The 11,899-nt window shown below is 68.5% G+C and carries 15 protein-coding genes; 10 read left to right on the top strand and 5 right to left on the bottom strand.

The window, feature by feature from the left end:
• Positions 1-2: 2 nt before the first annotated feature.
• Both ACOZ4I_RS09350 and ACOZ4I_RS09345 read right to left on the bottom strand, forming a co-directional pair.
• Positions 3-806: an ABC transporter permease subunit gene (locus ACOZ4I_RS09350; RefSeq protein WP_423998827.1), complete on the bottom strand. Its 804-nt coding sequence runs from the start codon at positions 804-806 to the stop codon at positions 3-5.
• Positions 781-1,662, bottom strand: coding sequence for an extracellular solute-binding protein (locus ACOZ4I_RS09345; RefSeq protein WP_423998825.1), 882 nt, complete (start codon positions 1,660-1,662; stop codon positions 781-783). Before ACOZ4I_RS09345 ends, ACOZ4I_RS09350 begins: the two co-directional genes overlap by 26 nt.
• 132 nt (positions 1,663-1,794) lie before the next feature.
• On the opposite strand from ACOZ4I_RS09345, the gene thiC reads away from it, so the two are divergent.
• The 3 genes from thiC (at position 1,795) to ACOZ4I_RS09330 (ending at position 4,358) form a co-directional block, all read left to right on the top strand.
• Positions 1,795-3,237 (top strand): phosphomethylpyrimidine synthase ThiC, encoded by a 1,443-nt coding sequence (gene thiC / locus ACOZ4I_RS09340; RefSeq protein ID WP_423998823.1) that lies wholly within the window; start codon positions 1,795-1,797, stop codon positions 3,235-3,237.
• Entirely contained in the window at positions 3,224-3,349 is a 126-nt protein-coding gene (locus ACOZ4I_RS09335) for a hypothetical protein (protein ID WP_423998821.1), read from the top strand. Before thiC ends, ACOZ4I_RS09335 begins: the two co-directional genes overlap by 14 nt.
• Positions 3,350-3,533: 184 nt before the next feature.
• Positions 3,534-4,358: a hypothetical protein gene (locus tag ACOZ4I_RS09330; protein ID WP_423998819.1), complete on the top strand. Its 825-nt coding sequence runs from the start codon at positions 3,534-3,536 to the stop codon at positions 4,356-4,358.
• 57 nt (positions 4,359-4,415) lie between these two features.
• Here ACOZ4I_RS09330 and ACOZ4I_RS09325 read toward each other — a convergent pair whose 3' ends face one another.
• The gene (locus tag ACOZ4I_RS09325; protein ID WP_423998817.1) at positions 4,416-4,985 is read right to left on the bottom strand and encodes an NUDIX hydrolase; all 570 of its coding nucleotides are present in this window, start codon (positions 4,983-4,985) and stop codon (positions 4,416-4,418) included.
• Between the two features lie 156 nt (positions 4,986-5,141).
• Here ACOZ4I_RS09325 and ACOZ4I_RS09320 point away from each other — a divergent pair, with 156 nt between their 5' ends.
• The 6 genes from ACOZ4I_RS09320 (at position 5,142) to ACOZ4I_RS09295 (ending at position 8,575) form a co-directional block, all read left to right on the top strand.
• Positions 5,142-5,327, top strand: coding sequence for a DUF1918 domain-containing protein (locus ACOZ4I_RS09320; protein WP_162414153.1), 186 nt, complete (start codon positions 5,142-5,144; stop codon positions 5,325-5,327).
• Between the two features lie 7 nt (positions 5,328-5,334).
• Positions 5,335-5,760 carry an RNA-binding protein gene (locus ACOZ4I_RS09315; RefSeq protein ID WP_423998815.1) on the top strand — a complete coding sequence of 142 codons (426 nt, stop codon included), beginning with the start codon at positions 5,335-5,337 and terminating at the stop codon, positions 5,758-5,760.
• A complete protein-coding gene (locus tag ACOZ4I_RS09310) occupies positions 5,760-6,467 on the top strand; it encodes an RNase P subunit p30 family protein (RefSeq protein ID WP_423998813.1) in 708 nt (235 codons plus the stop codon). Before ACOZ4I_RS09315 ends, ACOZ4I_RS09310 begins: the two co-directional genes overlap by 1 nt.
• The gene (locus tag ACOZ4I_RS09305; RefSeq protein ID WP_423998811.1) at positions 6,464-6,949 is read left to right on the top strand and encodes an Rpp14/Pop5 family protein; all 486 of its coding nucleotides are present in this window, start codon (positions 6,464-6,466) and stop codon (positions 6,947-6,949) included. The genes ACOZ4I_RS09310 and ACOZ4I_RS09305 overlap by 4 nt, the downstream gene beginning before the upstream one ends.
• 2 nt (positions 6,950-6,951) lie before the next feature.
• The gene (psmA, locus tag ACOZ4I_RS09300) at positions 6,952-7,737 is read left to right on the top strand and encodes an archaeal proteasome endopeptidase complex subunit alpha (protein ID WP_423998809.1); all 786 of its coding nucleotides are present in this window, start codon (positions 6,952-6,954) and stop codon (positions 7,735-7,737) included.
• 109 nt (positions 7,738-7,846) lie between these two features.
• The gene (locus tag ACOZ4I_RS09295; RefSeq protein ID WP_423998807.1) at positions 7,847-8,575 is read left to right on the top strand and encodes a ribosome assembly factor SBDS; all 729 of its coding nucleotides are present in this window, start codon (positions 7,847-7,849) and stop codon (positions 8,573-8,575) included.
• Positions 8,576-8,597: 22 nt separating this feature from the next.
• On the opposite strand, the gene ACOZ4I_RS09290 is transcribed toward ACOZ4I_RS09295, so the two are convergent.
• Positions 8,598-8,945, bottom strand: coding sequence for an FUN14 domain-containing protein (locus ACOZ4I_RS09290; RefSeq protein WP_423998805.1), 348 nt, complete (start codon positions 8,943-8,945; stop codon positions 8,598-8,600).
• Between the two features lie 173 nt (positions 8,946-9,118).
• Between ACOZ4I_RS09290 and hflX the strand changes: the two genes are divergently transcribed.
• On the top strand, positions 9,119-10,429 hold the full coding sequence (hflX, locus tag ACOZ4I_RS09285) for a GTPase HflX (protein WP_423998803.1): 1,311 nt from the start codon (positions 9,119-9,121) through the stop codon (positions 10,427-10,429).
• 12 nt (positions 10,430-10,441) lie between these two features.
• On the opposite strand, the gene ACOZ4I_RS09280 is transcribed toward hflX, so the two are convergent.
• Entirely contained in the window at positions 10,442-11,884 is a 1,443-nt protein-coding gene (locus tag ACOZ4I_RS09280) for an NAD(P)H-hydrate dehydratase (RefSeq protein ID WP_423998801.1), read from the bottom strand.
• Between the last annotated feature and the right edge of the window lie 15 nt (positions 11,885-11,899).

Below are 11,899 nucleotides of genomic sequence, written 5' to 3'. Positions count from 1 at the left end.
TCCTACCGCCACGGCGTCGCCCGCAGGCCGCGAACGATCAGCAGGGTCCCGAGCGCGACGCTGAGCAGGACGACCGCGACGGGCAGCGCCGCGTCCAGGCCGTCAGAGATGAACGAGGCCCAGATCTGGACCGGGAGGGTCCGCGGGTAGTACGCGAGCATCATCGTCGCGCCGAACTCGCCCATCGCGCGGGCGAACGTCAGGACGAGGCCGGCGAGGATGCCGGGCTTCGCGAGCGGGATAGTCACCGAGCGCATCGTCTCCGTCCAGTTCCGGCCGAGCGAGCGCGAGGCCTCTTCGAGATGGGCGTCGATGCCGTCGAAGGCGGCCTTCGCGGTGACGACGAAGAACGGCGAGGCGACGAACGTCTGCGCGGCGACGACGCCGAACAGCGAGCGCGTGAGCGCCAGGTCTGTCAGCCCGCCGAGGCCGCCCGGGCCGACGACCGTCAGGAGCAACATCCCGCTGACGACCGGCGGCAGGACGAGCGGCAGGACGACGGCCCCGAGCGCCGCCGTCGCCAGCGGCCCGCTGTTCTGCGAGAGCCAGTAGGCCAGTGGTAACCCGAACACGACGGCGATGGCGGTGCTACACAGCGCGGCCACGAGCGACGTCACCGCCGCGTCGACGACGTAGGCGTCGGCCAGGCTCGTCGCCAGCGCGGTCGGCGAGTACGTGACGACCAGCACCGCGACGGGCACGACGAAGTACAGCAGCAGCACCGCTCCGAGGACCGGAACGAGTTCGCGCACCCCCGCGCCCGCGTGGGCGGACGGGGCCTCACCGCGTGAGAGCGTCCGGGACATCTCCGACTAGTCGTGGGTACTCCTCGCGGACGGTAAATCCGTGGGGTGTGAGCCAGTCGCTCGCGAGGACGGCTTCGAAGGCGGTTCGCGTCCGCGGGCTGTCGTCACGGCGGACGGCTCCGTACTCGATTGGCCCGCCGCGTGCGACCGTCCCGTCGGGCAGTTCGTACGAAACAGTTCGGTACCGGTCGGCGTGCGCGGGGTCGCCGAGGCTGAGTTCCGGCGGGAACTCGCGGAACGGGTAGTCGCGCTCGACGGCCATGCTCCGGTAGACGAAGGCGGCGTCGACCGCGCCCGTCTCGAACTGGGCGAGCAGTTGCGTCTCCGGATAGGTCTGCTCCGGCGAGAGGACGGCGTCGGCAAGCCCCGGTTCGTCGTAGTAGTCGGCGGCGAGGTCGAGGACGAACAGCGTCCGGTAGCCGAGCGGGTCGAGCGTCGGGTCGGTCCGGCCGAGCGAGACGCTGCCGTCGCGAAGCGGAGCGAACCATCGCCGTGCTGCCTCGACTCGCTCACCCCCGTCGGTGTCCGGATTGTACGCCAGCACCATCTCGTTGCTGGCGACGACCGCGTGCCACGGCGTCGACATGAGCCGCTCGAACAGCGCGGGGTCGGCCAGCGCGACGATGGCGGGGTCGCGCTTTTCCTCCGCGACCAGCCGCGCGGCCTGGACCGACCCGCGGGCCTCGACGGCCAGTTCGGCGTCGGTCCGGGACTGGAGCGTCTCGCTGGCCGCCTTCTGGAGGCTGCCCGCGACGAGGACGCGCACACGGCGCTTGCCGAACGCCCCACAGCCGGCCAGTGCGGTCGCGGCGCTCCCCAACGTCGCGAGCACCGCGCGGCGACTCGAAGCGTCCATCGTCTCCCTGTTTCGCGTTGGGACACATCCCTGTTCGGGTCGCCCCCACAATTGTCGGGGCCTTGGCGTCTCCCGCCCGGCGACGGCGCGGCCGGCCGCAGATTTATAATCAAGTAGTATAACCTAGTGATTATGACGCAGATCGAGGCGGCCCGAGACGGGACAGTCACCGCGGCGATGGAACGCGTCGCCGAGCGCGAGAATGTCGACCCGGCGTTCGTCCGGTCGCAGGTCGCCGACGGGCAGGCAGTGATTCCGACGAACGAGAACCACGACTCGCTGGACCCGATGATCATCGGTCGCGAGTTCGCGACGAAGGTCAACGCGAACATCGGCAACAGCGAGGAGACGAGCGACATCGAGGGCGAACTGGAGAAGCTCCACACCGCCGTCCACTACGGTGCGGACACGGTGATGGACCTCTCGACCGGTAGCGACCTCGACGAGATTCGGACGGCGAACGTCACGCACTCGCCGGTCCCCGTCGGGACCGTTCCCATCTACGAGGCCGTCAAGCGGGCCGGCGACGCCGCGGACATCACCCACGAGCTCCTGCTCGACGTCATCGAGAAGCAGGCCCGACAGGGCGTCGACTACATGACCATCCACGCGGGCGTCCGGATGGAGCACCTGCCCCTGACCGACGGCCGGACGACCGGGATCGTCTCCCGCGGCGGGTCCATCCTCGCGCAGTGGATCGAGGAGAACGGAATGGAGAACCCGCTGTACACGAAGTTCGAGGAGATCTGTGAGATATTCCGCGAGCACGACGTGACGTTCAGCCTCGGCGACGGCCTGCGGCCGGGGTGTCTGGCCGACGCCGGCGACGACGCCCAGTTCGCCGAACTCGACACGCTCGGCGAACTCACGCGGACCGCCTGGGACCACGACGTGCAGGTAATGGTCGAGGGACCGGGCCACGTCCCGATGGACCAGGTCGCCGAGCAGGTCGAACGCCAGCAGGACGTCTGCGACGGCGCGCCGTTCTACGTCCTCGGCCCGCTCGTGACCGACGTGGCCCCGGGCTACGACCACATCACGAGCGCCATCGGCGCGACGGAGGCCGGTCGGGCCGGCGCGGCGATGCTGTGTTACGTGACGCCGAAAGAGCACCTGGGCCTGCCCGAGAAAGCGGACGTCCGCGACGGACTGGCCGCGTACCGAATCGCAGCCCACGCCGCCGACGTGGCGACCGGCCGCGAGGGCGCGAGAGACTGGGACGACGCGCTCTCTGAGGCCCGCTACGCCTTCGACTGGCGCGAGCAGTTCGACCTCGCGCTGGACCCGGAGCGGGCCCAGGAGTACCACGACCAGACGCTCCCCGGCGACAACTACAAGGAGGCCCGCTTCTGCTCGATGTGCGGCGTCGACTTCTGCTCGATGCGCATCGATCAGGACGCGCGAGCGGACGGGGAGATGGACGAGATCGAGGCTGACGCCGACGACCGGACAGACCTCGCAAACTCGGCGGCGGCCGAGGTGAACCGCCCACCGGTCGGCACGCACGACGGCGCGACGGTTCCCGAGACAGACCGCTCCTCGACTACCGAGACGGAGGGGCGTGCGGACGACTGACACGGCGATAGTTCTTTATAATTGGTGTCCGTCATTTGAAACGATGCAGAAGAAGCTCATCGCCCTCGTCGCCGTCGCGGCCATCGCGCTCGCGTACGTCGCCAAGCGGTAGGGTCACGTTACACCGGCGCATCGCCACTCGAACACCACTGTCGGCCGCCCCGCTGGTCCCCGACGGTCTCGGCTCGACGAACCGTCACCCGGTCCTGGCCGGCAGTCTTCTCGCGGACTTCGCTCCCAGCGCCCGCTCCGTCGCTTTCCGAACCCTTACCCGCCGTTGCGCCGTACCCGGCGGTATGTACGGCGTCGTCACCCGCAACGAGGAGGAGACGCGGTGGTCCGAGTTCGACCGGGCGTTCTACGAGGTCAAGGACGTGACCGGCCGGGCCGCGGAACCGGTTTCGGACGCGGTCAACATGGTGTCCTGTTTCGGCGACAACGCGGTCGAGAGCGAGGAGGACCTGCTCGCCTTCGACGAGGCGGGGACGCCGGCGACGCGCAATCAGCCGTACTTCGACTGGACGTACGTCTGTCCGACCCACGACCGCTACCGCGAGGGCCTGCTCGACATCGTCGAGGACGCGGCCGCAGTCAACGAGGACGTCCGCCTCGACGACGTGGGCTTCCCGCGCGACGAGTACTGCCACTGCGACCGCTGCGAGCGGCGCTTCGCCGAGAGCGACTTCGAGGACTGGTCTGACTGGCGGACGAACGTCATCACCGAGTTCGTCGCCGAGGCCCGCGAGCGCGTCCCCGGCGACCTGTACCTCACGCTGTATCCCGACCCCTATCCCGGCCACCTCGAAGCCCGCTCGGGCGTCGCCGTCGACGACATCGCCGAGTACGTCGACGAGTTCGTCGTCCCCATCTACGACATGGCCTACTCCACGACGTACTGGCTGGAGATACTGGCCAAGGGGTGGCAGGACCGCCTCTCGACGCCGTTCAGCATCGAACTGTACGCCGTCGACGTGGACGTGGACGACCTCTCGAAGGCCGTGGAAGTGGCCGACGAGTACGGTGATTCAGTGCTGTTCGGCTACGACGCCAGCAACGCCCGGGCCACGGTGCGCCGGCTGGAAGCCGACGCCAGAGAGGGGAAGTCGTTCGGGCCGGAGTGAGGGTGGCTCGGCGGCTGGGCAGCGGCACCGCCCGATCGTTGCTGGTCGTTCGAAGTGCTACGCCCCGTCTTCGAAGCGCCGGTCGCGCCACTCCTCGATCTCCTCGCGGTCGCGCGTGTCCTCGGGCAGGTCGTCGAACCACCGCGCCTCGCTGATCTCGAAGTCCGGGTCGTCGACGCTGACCTCGGTGGTCTCGGCGCGCGCCTCGTACACCGGCAGGACGCCCCAGGCCATGTTGCCGTCGCAGTAGAACTCCACGCGGCCCAGCAGTCCGAGCCCCTCGATGGACGCCTCGATACCGCCTTCTTCTCCGAGTTCGCGGAGCGCGGCCTCTCGGAACGACTCGTCCCCGTCGAGTTCGCCGCCCGGCAGGACCCACATGTCGACGCCCTCGTGGCGGACCAGCAACAGCTCCCCGGTGGGCCGGTAGGCGAGCGTGTGCGCGCCGTAGGGCGCGCCGTGGTCGCGGGCCTTACTGGCGACCGACCGGAAGTGCTGGCGGGGTACCCGCCGGTGGCGCGTGAACTCGACGAAGTCGTCGTGGCGGTCTCGGAGCCTGTGATACGTCTGCTCGGCGGTCTGGCGCGCCCCGTCGGCGAGGTACCACAGCTCGTCGACTCGCGTCATGTGTCTACCGGGCGGACCGCCGAAGCGGCGACGGTCGTCTGCGACTCCCTGCCGTGCTGCTCATGACGGCAGGTCGTTCCGAGCCGCCTATAACCCTTCGACACCGCGCGGGACCGAATCAGTCCCTTTTTGACGAGCCACCGAGTACCGCCGGGTATGGCATTCGAAGAGGACGACAGCGTCATTCTCCACGACGAGCACAGCGACTACGACGGCGAGACGGGCACGGTCACGCAGGTCGTCGAGACGATGTTCGGCGACGCCAACTACACGGTCTCCTTCGAGGACGGGCAAGAGCAGGGCGTGCCCGAGGACAACCTCGAAGCCGCCGAGGACGAGTAGGCGCTCGATGTCGTCGGTCCCGTTCCACTACGTCGACCTCCGAACCTTCTGTTACGCGACCGAGGACGACAAGCGCGTCGAGCAGGCGCTGCGGACGTTTCTCCCCGAGGACTACCCGATCGAGCGAGCGAAGAGCGAGGGTCACTACGGCGACCGCATCGTCGTCCTCTCGGCGCGCGTCGAGAACGCCGACGACGTTCGCCACGTCCTCTCGCAGGTCGCGAGCGCTCCCGACATCGAGGCTGTGCGGGCGGAACTGGACGACCGGGTCGACGACAACTGCTCCTTTTTCCTGACCTTCGACAAGCAGGCGGCGTTCCGCGGCGACGTGGAGCGCGGCGACGGCATCACGCTCCGGGCCAAAGTCGAGGCCTACCCCGCGAAGCGTGAGAAGGCCGTCGCGAACGCCCGCGAGGTCTTAGAGGAACTGTGATGTACGAGGCCGTCTACGCCCACCCCGACGGTGACAGCACCGTTGCCCGGCACGCGCTGACGGCCGCCGAGTCCGGTTTCGACGGAATCGTCGTCAGGAACCACGGCGACGAACCGGCCGAGTACGACGCCGACGCGATCGCCGAGGAGTACGGCGTCGACGTGGCCGAGGGCGTCGAGATCCGCGCGGAGAACCCCTCGCGAGCAAGCGGCTTCGTCGGCAATCACCGCAGCGAGACGACGGTCGTCGTCGTCCACGGCGGCGACCCGAAATTGAACCGATTCGCGGTCGAACAGCCCGCGGTCGACGTACTCGCCCACCCGATGCGCGGCGACGGCGACTTCAACCACGTCCTCGCCAACGAAGCCGCGGCGAACGGCGTCCGGGTGGCATACTCGCTCGGGCCGGTCCTGCGCGAGTCTGGCGGCAGTCGCGTCCGGGCCATCAGACAGTTGCGAAAGCTCAGGGAACTCCTCGAAGACGCTGGCGCGCCGTTCGTCGTCACCGCGGCACCGGAGAGCCATCTCCAGCAGCGGGCCCCGCGCGAACTCGTCGCCGTCGGCGAGGCTGTCGGCTTCGACGCCGAGACGATTCGCGAGGGGCTGGCCGAGTGGGGACGACTCGTGGAGCGCAACCGCGAGCGGCGGCGCGAGTCGTTCGTCGAACCGGGCGTCACCGTCGAGACCGACGGGGAGGACCAGTCGTGAAACACCTCCCGAAGCACCTTCGGCCACGGTGGCGCTACCTCGCCGTCGAGATAGAGGCGTGGCCGGACGCTTCATTCGACCGGCGGGCGTTCCAGCGCGAGGTGTGGTACGCCGCCCAGAACCTGCTGGGCGACACCGGCAGCGCGGAGACCGACATGACCGTCCTGCGCTTCGAGCGCCGCGACGGCGCGGGCCACGCCATCGTCCGGGTGCGTCGGGGCGAGACAGACGCGGCCCGCGCCGCGCTGGCCTGCCTCGACAGCGTCGACGGCGACGCGGTTCGGATTCGGATACGCGGGATTAGCGGCACGGTGCGTGCCTGTGAAGAAAAGTATATAGGCGGGCCGCCGGAAGCACCGAAACAGAGACACGTCGTGTTCGAGAACGCAGACCGGAGCGCCACCGTACGGGATCCGCGATACGACGTCGAGACGGCCTCCGACGGCGCGTTCGTGGGCGCGACAGCACTCGATTTCCGATAACTATGCAGGGACAAAATCAACAGCAGGCCTACGACCGCGGGATCACCATCTTCTCCCCGGACGGACGCCTCTACCAGGTCGAGTACGCCCGCGAGGCGGTCAAGCGCGGCACAGCGAGCATCGGCGTCAGGACGAGCGACGGCGTCGTCCTCGCCGTGGACAAGCGCATCCGGTCGCCGCTGATGGAGCGCTCCTCGGTCGAGAAGATTCACAAGGCCGACGACCACATCGGCATCGCCTCCGCCGGCCACGTCGCTGACGCCCGGCAGCTCATCGACTTCGCCCGCCGCCAGGCGCAGGTGAACCAGTTGCGTTACGGCGAACCGGTCGGCGTCGAGACGCTGACCAAGGAGATCACCGACTACATCCAGCAGTACACCCAGGTCGGCGGCGCGCGCCCGTTCGGCGTCGCGCTCATCATCGGTGGCATCGTCGACGGCGAGCCCCGCCTGTACGAGACCGACCCCTCGGGGACCCCCTACGAGTGGAAGGCGCTGGCCGTCGGGGCCGACCGCGGCGACATCCGCGACTACCTCGAAGCGAACTACGACGAGGAGATGGACTTAGACGCCGGCATCGATCTGGCGCTCGCCTCCCTCGCGTCGGTCAACGACGACGAACTCGCCCCGGAGGGCATCGGCGTCGCGACCATCGACGCCGAGACGGAGACCTTCGGCGTCCTCTCCGACGAGGAGAAGGAGTCGCACCTCGCCGCGGCCGACCTGCTCGAAGCCGACAGCGAGGCCGACGACGAGGGCGAAGACGCGGACGACGAAACCGAAGAGTAACGCGCTCGCCGGGTGTTTTCGCGCCTGCTGCCTCCCGTGGCCGGCCCGCTCTATTCGGGCCGAGCGCCGCGCAGTAAGGCCTTTAACCTGCCCACCGCTACCGTCGGGTATGATATCGCTTGACGAGGCGGTGACGGCGCGCCTCGAATCTCACGGGCAGCGATTCGAGGTACTGGTCGATCCGGATGCGGCGCTGGCGATAAAGCGCGACGACTTCGAGGGGGACTTAGAGGACGTCATCGCGGCCGAGGACGTGTTCGAGGACGCCTCTCGGGGGGACCGACCGCCGGAGAACATGCTGACGGAGGTGTTCGACACCACCGACCCGATGGAGATCATCCCGGAGGTCATCAAACGGGGGGAGATCCAGATCACGGCGGACCAGCGCCGCGAGATGCAAGAGCAAAAGCACAAGCAACTGGTCCAGCGGATCACCCGCAACGCGGTCAATCCGCAGATGGACGACGCGCCGCATCCGCCCGAGCGGATCGAGTCCGCGCTGGAGGAGACGGACTTCAGGGTCGACCCGATGGAGCCGGTCGAGAGTCAGGTCGACGACGCACTCGACGCGCTCAGGCCGGTGATTCCGATCCGCTTCGACGAGGTCACGGTCGCGGTGCAGGTGCCCGCGGACTACGCCGGCAGCGCCCAGGCGCAGATCAGACAGTTCGGCGATCTCGAGCGCGAGGAGTGGCAATCCGACGGCTCGTGGGTGGGCGTGTTGACGTTCCCCGCCGGGCTCCAGAACGACTTCTACGACCTCGTGAACGAGCACACGAGCGGCGAGGCGGAGACGCGAATCATCAAAGACGAAGACGACATCAGCACGCGCGGCTGAGACCGTCGGCAGTCGGTCTCCGTTATCCCTTCTTGAAGCCGATCAGGAAGCCGGCGGTGAATCCAGCGCTGACCGGCAGCGCCGAGAGCAGCGAGACGATCCACGAGGGCGGCTGGGCCGCCGCGGCGTCGCCGGCGGTTCCGGTCGCGTTTCGCGCGGCTCCGCCGATGGCTTCCCAGTTGACCTCGAGGATGCCGCGCGTCTCGAGGAACTTGAACAGCGCAAGCTCGATGCCGACGATGACGGCGATGAGCTTCGCGACCTTCTTGGCGGCGAAGCCGATGATGCCGCCGATGAGGCCGCCGCCACCGAACTCCAGCCCCATCTGCTGGAGGCCGAATCCGTCCAGTTGTAGTGCGAACACGTCCATACCGCGTACCTGACTGTCCGTTTTTAAATCCTTTGTGCTCGTGTCTGTCCCCCTTTTTATTGCCTCGGTGATTCGTGACCTGCCCCATCGTGGGATGGGCCGCCGTCACCCGCCGGACGACGGTGCCACCCACCCTGCAGATTAAATAATCGGACGCCGTACTTTCGCGACGAGTGACGGCGACACACACCACGGAACGGGCGGTCGTCGCGAAGCGCGTCGACAGCGGCACCGCCGACACGGAAGAGATCCGGGACCTCGCTCGGGCCGCCGGCTACGAGATCGTCGGCGAGATCACCCAGACCCGGACCGAGGACCCCGCCTACCACCTCGGCGAGGGGAAGGTGACCCGGCTGAGCAACGCGGTCGCCCGCGAGGACGCGACCGTGGTCGTCTTCGACAACCAACTGGGCCCGTACCAGACCTACAACATCGGGAACGAACTCCCCGAGCGCGTGCGGGTCATCGACCGCTTCCGGCTCATCCTCGAAATCTTCGGCCAGCGGGCCCAGACCCGGAAGGCACAGCTCCAGGTCGAACTCGCGGAACTGCGCTACGAACTCCCGCGGGCCGAGGCGAAGGCCAGCCTCGCCAAACGCGACGAACGACCGGGGTTCATGGGGCTCGGCGAGTACGACGAGACCCGCGAAGAGGACATCAAAAAGCAGATCTCCAACATCCGCGACGAGCTCGAATCCATCGAGGAGACCGAGCGTCACCGTCGGGACCAGCGCCGCGAGTCCGGCTTCGACCTCGTCGCGCTGGCCGGCTACACCAACGCGGGGAAATCGACGCTACTGCGCCGGCTCGCGACCGAACTGGACGTCGACGAGAACGAGGACCTGCACCCGGACCTCGACACGACCGCCGAGAGCGAGGACCGACTGTTCACGACGCTCGGAACGACGACGCGGCGGGCGGAAGTCGGCAAACGCGAGGTGCTGGTGACCGACACCGTCGGGTTCATCCAGGACCTCCCTCACTGGCTCGTCGAGTCGTTCAAGTCCACGCTCGGCTCCGTGTACCACGCCGACCTCGTCTTGCTCGTCGTCGACGTCACCGAGTCGGTCGAGGAGATCCGCGAGAAGCTGGTGACGAGCCACGACACGCTGTACGAGCGCAACGAAGCGCCCATCGTCACGGTGCTGAACAAGACGGACGCGGTCGACGACGAGGAGGTCCGCCGCAAGAAGGCGGCACTCTCGTCGCTGGCGCCGAACCCCGTCGCTGTCAGCGCCCGGGAGGGGCTGAACATCGAGGGACTGGCCGAACGGATCGACAGGGAACTGCCCGACTACGAGCAGGAGCGACTGGTGCTCCCGATGACCGAGGACACGATGAGCCTCGTCTCCTGGATTCACGACCACGCGAACGTCGAGGCGGTCGACTACGGCGACCAGGTCGTCATCGAGTTCGAGGCGCGGCCGGCGATCATCGAGCAGACACGGGCGAAGGCCGGCGACCTCGTCGGCGCGTCGGCCTGAGCGACGGTCGCGCTATTCTTCGGCATCGCGCTGCCACAGCACTCGAGGAATCTCGTCGAGCAGATCTGTCGCCACCAGCCCGTAACCGTTGTCGTCGACCACCCGGTCGCCGACGCGCCCGACCGCGTAGGCCGCGATGGCGGCCGCGTCGAAGGGATCCTGGACGCAGGCGAGCGCGCCTGTCACGCCCGCGAGCACGTCGCCGGTCCCCCCGACGGTCATCCCGGGGTTCCCGGTCCGACCGACTCGGGTTCGCTCGCCGTCGGAGACCACGTCGTAGGGCCCTTTCACCAGCAACGTCTGGCCGATTTCTGCGGCGAACGATTCGACGAGGTCAATCCGATCGCGCCAGTCATCGGCCGTCTCCCCGCCCATCCCGACGAGTTCGCCCTGATGCGGGGTACAGATGAGGTCGGCTTCCGTTTCGACTTCCGGGACGACCGAGAGGGCGTCGGCGTCGACGACGGCCGTCCCATCGAAGGCCGAGAGCAGTTCCCTCACAGCGTCGAGCGTCGCGTCGGCGTCGCCGAGGCCCGGTCCGAGGACGAGTGTATCGTGGGCCGCCGCCAGGTCCGCGAGCCGGTCTACGTGGGCCGGCGCGAGGCACTCGCCGTCGTAGGGCCTGAGGATGAGGTTCTCGCTGTAGCCCTGTATCTCGCGGGCGACCGCGGCCGGGCAGGCGACGCGGACGAGGTCGGCGCCGCCGCGCAAGGCGGCCTGCGCGCTGAGGGCCGGCGCGCCGGTGTAAGGGCCGCCGCCGACGACGAGCACCTCGCCGTTGTCGCCCTTGTGGCTCGCGGGGTCGCGTTCCAGGCGCGAGAGGTCGCCGCGCTCGACGAACAGTTCCGCCGCGTCGGGGATGCCGATGTCGGCGACGGTGACAGGTACGTCGAGGTCTGGGAGTCCTGGCTTGGTGTCGTGGAACGTGACGACGTGGTCCGCGCGGACGGCGTTTTCGGCCAGCCGCCCGGTCTCGGCGTCGAGGCCGGAGGGAACGTCCACTGAGAGGACCGTCGCGTCGCCTTCGTTCATCGCGGCGGCGGCCGTCGCCTCGGGCTCGCGGAGGTCGCCGGCGATGCCGGTTCCCAGCATCGCGTCGACGAAGAGGTCCGGGTCCCCGAGGTCGAGCGTCGCCGAGTCTGTCACGGTCTCCGTCGGATACTCGGCTCGCTGGAGGGCCTCCCAGTTCTCCCGGGAGATGTCCGTCGTGATTGTCTCGGCGCGTCCGAGCAGGAGGACGCGGAGGTCGAAGTCGTCGAGGAAGCGGGCGGTGACGAGCGCGTCGCCGCCGTTGTTCCCGCGGCCGGCGACGATAGTCACGCTGTCGCCGGCGTCTGACAGCCCTCGCACCGCCCGCGCGACCGCGTGGCCTGACGACTCCATCAACTGCTTGCGCGGGACACCGAGGGCCTCGGCGTTCTCGTCGACGACGCCCATCTCTGAGCCGGTGAGCATGCGCGGGGCTTGCGC

The sequence above is a fragment of the Haloarcula salina genome (genome assembly GCF_049603855.1).
Taxonomy (GTDB): domain Archaea; phylum Halobacteriota; class Halobacteria; order Halobacteriales; family Haloarculaceae; genus Haloarcula; species Haloarcula salina_A.
Note: the sequence above shows the minus strand (reverse complement) of the source record. Positions and strands in the feature narration are given on the sequence as shown.

Coding starts and splice junctions, on each gene's coding strand:
- ACOZ4I_RS09315 (WP_423998815.1), top strand. CDS start 5,335: ATGTCGTCGGTCCCGTTCCACTACGTCGACCTCCGAACCTTCTGTTAC.
- ACOZ4I_RS09325 (WP_423998817.1), bottom strand. CDS start 4,985: ATGACGCGAGTCGACGAGCTGTGGTACCTCGCCGACGGGGCGCGCCAG.
- psmA (WP_423998809.1), top strand. CDS start 6,952: ATGCAGGGACAAAATCAACAGCAGGCCTACGACCGCGGGATCACCATC.
- thiC (WP_423998823.1), top strand. CDS start 1,795: ATGACGCAGATCGAGGCGGCCCGAGACGGGACAGTCACCGCGGCGATG.
- ACOZ4I_RS09350 (WP_423998827.1), bottom strand. CDS start 806: ATGTCCCGGACGCTCTCACGCGGTGAGGCCCCGTCCGCCCACGCGGGC.
- ACOZ4I_RS09280 (WP_423998801.1), bottom strand. CDS start 11,884: ATGCTCACCGGCTCAGAGATGGGCGTCGTCGACGAGAACGCCGAGGCC.
- ACOZ4I_RS09310 (WP_423998813.1), top strand. CDS start 5,760: ATGTACGAGGCCGTCTACGCCCACCCCGACGGTGACAGCACCGTTGCC.
- ACOZ4I_RS09290 (WP_423998805.1), bottom strand. CDS start 8,945: ATGGACGTGTTCGCACTACAACTGGACGGATTCGGCCTCCAGCAGATG.
- ACOZ4I_RS09345 (WP_423998825.1), bottom strand. CDS start 1,662: ATGGACGCTTCGAGTCGCCGCGCGGTGCTCGCGACGTTGGGGAGCGCC.
- ACOZ4I_RS09330 (WP_423998819.1), top strand. CDS start 3,534: ATGTACGGCGTCGTCACCCGCAACGAGGAGGAGACGCGGTGGTCCGAG.
- ACOZ4I_RS09320 (WP_162414153.1), top strand. CDS start 5,142: ATGGCATTCGAAGAGGACGACAGCGTCATTCTCCACGACGAGCACAGC.
- ACOZ4I_RS09295 (WP_423998807.1), top strand. CDS start 7,847: ATGATATCGCTTGACGAGGCGGTGACGGCGCGCCTCGAATCTCACGGG.